The 4863-nt window shown below is 68.9% G+C and carries 6 protein-coding genes; 5 read left to right on the top strand and 1 reads right to left on the bottom strand.

Going from position 1 to position 4863, the window contains the following annotated elements; genetic code table 11:
• Positions 1-90 precede the first annotated feature (90 nt).
• Positions 91-585, bottom strand: a complete 495-nt coding sequence (locus ABZ854_RS36945) for a DUF3830 family protein (protein ID WP_361220374.1) — start codon at positions 583-585, stop codon at positions 91-93.
• Between the two features lie 47 nt (positions 586-632).
• Here ABZ854_RS36945 and ehuB point away from each other — a divergent pair, with 47 nt between their 5' ends.
• The 5 genes from ehuB to ABZ854_RS36920 all read left to right on the top strand — a co-directional run bounded on the left by ehuB (position 633) and on the right by ABZ854_RS36920 (position 4749).
• Positions 633-1547, top strand: coding sequence for an ectoine/hydroxyectoine ABC transporter substrate-binding protein EhuB (ehuB, locus tag ABZ854_RS36940; protein WP_361220371.1), 915 nt, complete (start codon positions 633-635; stop codon positions 1545-1547).
• Positions 1544-2278: an ectoine/hydroxyectoine ABC transporter permease subunit EhuC gene (ehuC, locus tag ABZ854_RS36935; protein WP_129308983.1), complete on the top strand. Its 735-nt coding sequence runs from the start codon at positions 1544-1546 to the stop codon at positions 2276-2278. Before ehuB ends, ehuC begins: the two co-directional genes overlap by 4 nt.
• On the top strand, positions 2275-2925 hold the full coding sequence (gene ehuD / locus ABZ854_RS36930) for an ectoine/hydroxyectoine ABC transporter permease subunit EhuD (RefSeq protein ID WP_361220367.1): 651 nt from the start codon (positions 2275-2277) through the stop codon (positions 2923-2925). Before ehuC ends, ehuD begins: the two co-directional genes overlap by 4 nt.
• Positions 2915-3697 (top strand): ectoine/hydroxyectoine ABC transporter ATP-binding protein EhuA, encoded by a 783-nt coding sequence (gene ehuA, locus ABZ854_RS36925; protein ID WP_361220364.1) that lies wholly within the window; start codon positions 2915-2917, stop codon positions 3695-3697. The genes ehuD and ehuA overlap by 11 nt, the downstream gene beginning before the upstream one ends.
• A 293-nt stretch (positions 3698-3990) precedes the next feature.
• Positions 3991-4749, top strand: a complete 759-nt coding sequence (locus ABZ854_RS36920) for an IclR family transcriptional regulator C-terminal domain-containing protein (protein WP_361220361.1) — start codon at positions 3991-3993, stop codon at positions 4747-4749.
• Positions 4750-4863 lie beyond the last annotated feature (114 nt).

Genomic DNA, 4863 nt, shown 5'->3' with positions numbered 1-4863 from the left:
CGACCCCAAGCCCTACGTCTGGACAAAGACCGCGGACGAAATCCTTGAACGCCTCGCCTCATATCTGAACAGAATTCCCGACTCAGAACACTAGGCCCTGCGGAAGCTGAGCGTCTCGCCTGCCGCTCCCGTGCGCCACAGGTCGTTGCAGGCCTCGGCCATCGCGTCGAGGTTGTCGGTGATCTGGCCCCAGACCGTGCCGGGGACCCAGCCGACGTCGGCGTTGAGGAGGAGGTTGTTGCGCTCGTAGAAGAGGGCGAGGTCGACGACGGTGGTGCCGGGGCGTACCTCGCGGTCGTAGCCGTAGGCACGCGTGCCCAGTTCGGCGCCGGCGAAGGAGAAGTAGCAGAGGTCTCCGGGGATCGGCGTGACGGTCGGGTTCTCCAGCGGCGGCTCCGTCTCCGCGAACGGTGGGAAGAGGGCGTAGATCTCGTTGCGCGCGTACTTGGCGTGGTAGACGTCGCCGGCGAGCGGCAGCGCGTCCCACACCGCGGCGCAGGTACGGGGCGCGCGTTCGTCGAGGAGCCGTGCCGTGCACGTGATTCCGCGCTTGGCCAGGGACACTTCCAGGTAGCGGTCCGTCATGAATTCCATGGTGCATACATCGCAAGCCGTTGGGTAGCCGCGGCGCCATGGCTCCACCACACAGACATTCACGTCATGGCGTGCACACAAACGGACCCTCTCGCCGGTCGCTGCTCGCGGGAGTGACGGCGATCGGTGCCCTGGGTGCCGCCGGGTGCTCCCGGGTGGCCTCCGCCTCCACGGTCAAGGGTGGTGACCTGCTGCGGCGCCTGCGCGCCCAGGGGGTCGTACGGCTCGGGATCGCCGGCGAGATACCGTTCGGGTACATCGACAAGAACGGCGACCTGACCGGTGAGGCGCCCGAACTCGCCAGGGTGATCTTCAAGCGGCTCGGAGTGGACCGGGTGCAGCCCGTGCCGACCGAGTTCGGCTCGCTGATCCCCGGCCTCAACTCGCAGCAGTTCGATGTCGTCGCGGCCGGGATGTACGTCAATCCGGACCGCTGCGCGCAGGTCATCTTCGCCGATCCGGACTACCAGATGCTCGATGCCTTCATCGTGCGCAAGGGCAATCCGAAGGGCCTGCACAACTACCGGGACATCGTCGCGAAGAAGGCGAAGTTCGCGACGGGCACCGGTTACGCGGAGATCCAGTACGCGATCGACGCGGGCTACAAGCAGAGCGACATCCTCATCGTGCCGGACCAGGTCGCGGGCCTGAACGCGGTCGAGGCGGGGCGCGCGGACGTCTTCTCGGGGACGGCGCTGACCGTCCGCGAGGTGGTGAAGAAGTCCTCGAAGGCCGAGGCGACCAGGGCGTTCGCCCCGATCGTGGACGGCAAACGGCACGTCGACGGCGGCGCGTTCGCGTTCCGGCCGGCCGAGACGAACCTGCGGGACGCTTTCAACGTCGAGCTGCGCAAGCTGAAGAAGAGCGGTGAACTCTTCCGCATCCTCAAGCCGTTCGGGTTCACCGAGGCCGAGATGACGGATCTGACCGCGAAGGAGCTGTGCGGCGGATGACCTCGGGACTGTGGGAACTCGTACTGAGGGGCGTGTGGGTCACGCTCCAACTGCTGTTCTTCAGCGCACTGCTGGGCGCCGCGGTGTCGTTCGGCGTGGGGATCGCGCGCACCAGCCGGCTGTGGATCGTCCGCTTCGTCGCGGGCTTCTACACAGAGGTGTTCCGCGGGACCTCGGCGCTGGTGATGATCTTCTGGGTGTTCTTCGTGCTGCCGCTGGCCTTCGGCTGGCAGCTGGTCCCGATGTGGGCGGGCACGCTGGCGCTCGGCATGACGTACGGGGCGTACGGCGCGGAGATCGTGCGCGGCGCCCTGAAGGCGGTGGACCCCGCGCAGCAGGAGGGCGGGGTCGCGCTCGGTTTCACCCCGGGCCAGCGGCTGCGCAAGATCCTGCTGCCGCAGGCGGTGCCCGAGATGATCCCGCCGTTCAGCAACCTGCTGGTGGAGCTGCTGAAGGGCACCGCGCTGGTGTCGGTGATGGGCATGGGCGACCTGACCTTCAGCGGCAAGCTGGTGCGGCTCGCGCTCCAGGAGAGCGCCGAGATCTACACGTACATCCTGCTGATCTACTTCGTGATCGCCTTCGTCCTCACCCGGCTGATGCGGGCGCTGGAGCGGCGGCTGAAGGCCGGGGTCGGCAGAGGACCGGAGCGCGCGGTGTCCGCGCGTGAGCCGAAGCGCGCCGAGACCACCGGCGCGGGTGTCGCGGGTGTCGCCGGAGGTGCGTCGTGAAGTGGGACTGGAACGCCGTGAGCGACTTCATGCCGCACTTCTGGGACGGCCTGCTGGTCACCCTGGAGGCGCTGGCGCTGGGTTCGCTGATCTCGTTCGGGCTGGGCCTGGTGTGGACGCTGCTGATGCGCACGCCGACCCGGCTGGTGCGCTGGCCGGTCGGGATCGTCACCGAGTTCGTGCGCAACACCCCGCTGCTGGTGCAGCTGTTCTTCCTGTTCTACGTGCTGCCGGAGTGGGGGCTGACGTTCTCGGCGCTGACCACCGGTGTCGTCGCGATCGGCCTGCACTACTCGACGTACACGATGCAGGTCTACCGGGCCGGCATCGAGGCCGTGCCCGTCGGCCAGTGGGAGGCGGCGACCGCGCTGAGCCTGCCGCGGCGGCGGACCTGGACGACCGTGATCCTGCCGCAGGCGATCCGCCGCGTGGTGCCGGTGCTCGGCAACTACGTGATCGCGATGCTCAAGGACACGCCGCTGCTGATGGTGATCACCGTGCTGGACATGATGGGCCAGGCCCGGCTCTTCTCCCAGCAGCACTTCCAGTTCACCGAGCCGGTGACCGTGATCGGTGTCGCCTTCATCGTCCTGTCCTACCTCGCCTCCCTTCTCCTTCGCACCCTGGAGCGACGCCTTGTCCGTTGACACCAGCAAGCAGCCGACCGACCCCGCCACGCAGGCCAGCCCGCTGGTCCGCCTGGACCAGGTGACCAAGCGGTTCGGGGACAACACGGTCCTGGACCACCTCGACTTCTCCGTGGACGCGGGCAAACACGTCACGCTCATCGGGCCGTCCGGATCGGGCAAGACGACGATCCTCAGACTCCTGATGACGCTGACCAAACCCGACGAGGGCACGATCACCGTCGACGGGGAGCAGCTGTTCCCGGCGTCGGAGAAGCAGTGCCGGGAGGTGCGCAAGAAGATCGGGATGGTGTTCCAGCAGTTCAACCTGTTCCCGAACATGAGCGTGCTGCGGAACATCACCGAGGCTCCGGTGACCGTGCTGGGCCTGTCCAAGGACGAGGCGGAGGAGCGCGCCCGCGGTCTGCTGGACCTGGTGGGTCTGGCCGACAAGTGCGACGCGCGGCCGACCCAGCTGTCCGGCGGCCAGCAGCAGCGGGTGGCGATCGCCCGGGCGCTGGCGATGCGGCCGCGGGTGCTGCTGTTGGACGAGGTCACCTCGGCGCTCGACCCCGAGCTGGTCGCGGGCGTGCTGGACCTGCTCCGGGACATCGCCCGCACCACGGACATCACGATGCTGTGCGTGACCCACGAGATGAACTTCGCCCGGGACATCTCCGACCAGGTCCTGATGTTCGACTCGGGGCGGATCATCGAGTCCGGCTCGCCGGAGAAGATCTTCAGCGACCCGGAGCAGGACCGCACCCGGGAGTTCCTCAGCGCGGTCCTGTAGTCACGGAACGTGCGCGACGGACTCCGGGGCGCGTTCGGCCGAAAAGGAGGAGGTCGGGTCGCCGGATGATGCTGTTGGCATATGCCAACGGGCCTGCGTCCCTGCTGAGGGGTGTGGGCGAGGACCACAATCTCGCCAACACCCCCTCCCCCCGGCCGCCTTGACCGCTATCGTGGACCCGTTCCACGAAACCCGTTCCAGACACCAGTTCCGGACACCCGTTCCACTTGTTCCACGACACCGTCCGCCGGCCGGATCCCGCAGCCGGACAGGCGAGCGCAAGGGGAAACACCGTGGCGCTGACGAACGAGCCGACCGCCCCGTACCACTCCGCCCAGGACGCGCTGCGCGTGCTGGAGACCGTGGCCCGGCACTCCACCGGCGTCACCGACACGGAGCTGGCCCGCCGCACCCGCCTGCGGCCCGAGCGGCTGACCGCGCTGCTGCGCATGCTGCGCCGCGAGGGGTACGTCACCGAGCTCACCGACCGGGCGTACGTCACCGGCGAGACCCTGCGCCGCCTCGCCTCGGCCCACGGCCGCGAGGGTGCCGTGCGCGAGAAGCTCCAGCAGACCCTGGACCGGCTGCGCGACTCGGTCGGCGCGGCCGTCTACCTGAGCCGGTACGTCGACGGCGAGGTCAGCGTCGCCCAGTACGCCGACGGGCCGGCCACCCCGGCGGTCAACGAGTGGGTCGACTTCCGCTCGTGCGCCCACGCCACCGCCGTCGGCAAGAGCCTGCTGACCCAGCTGGACCCGGGCGCCCGCCGCGACCACCTGTCCCGGCACAAGATGGCCCGCCTCACCTCGCGCACCATCACCAGCGACAAGCTGCTCCTCTCCCGCCTCGACTCCCAGCCGTCCACGGTGCCCGTCCTGGACCTCCAGGAGTACGCGATCGGCACGGTCTGCGCCGCCGTCCCCATCACCGCCGGCACCACAGTCGGCTGCCTGGCCCTCTCCCTCCCCCTGGAACACGCCCACCGCCTCAAGGCAGCGGCGAACACCCTGAACAAGAGCGCCACCCCCATCCTCCTGTCCCTGACGATCTGACCCGCCCCTACGTAGCTGCGGGCATGCGTGCCTCCCCCAGTGCCTAAAGGGCCTGGGGGACCCCCAGGGCGGCACGGGTGGGCGGTGGGGGTCCCCCCGCTCGAGCGAAGCCGA

The sequence above is a fragment of the Streptomyces sp. NPDC047028 genome (genome assembly GCF_040644095.1).
Taxonomy (GTDB): domain Bacteria; phylum Actinomycetota; class Actinomycetes; order Streptomycetales; family Streptomycetaceae; genus Streptomyces.
Note: the sequence above shows the minus strand (reverse complement) of the source record. Positions and strands in the feature narration are given on the sequence as shown.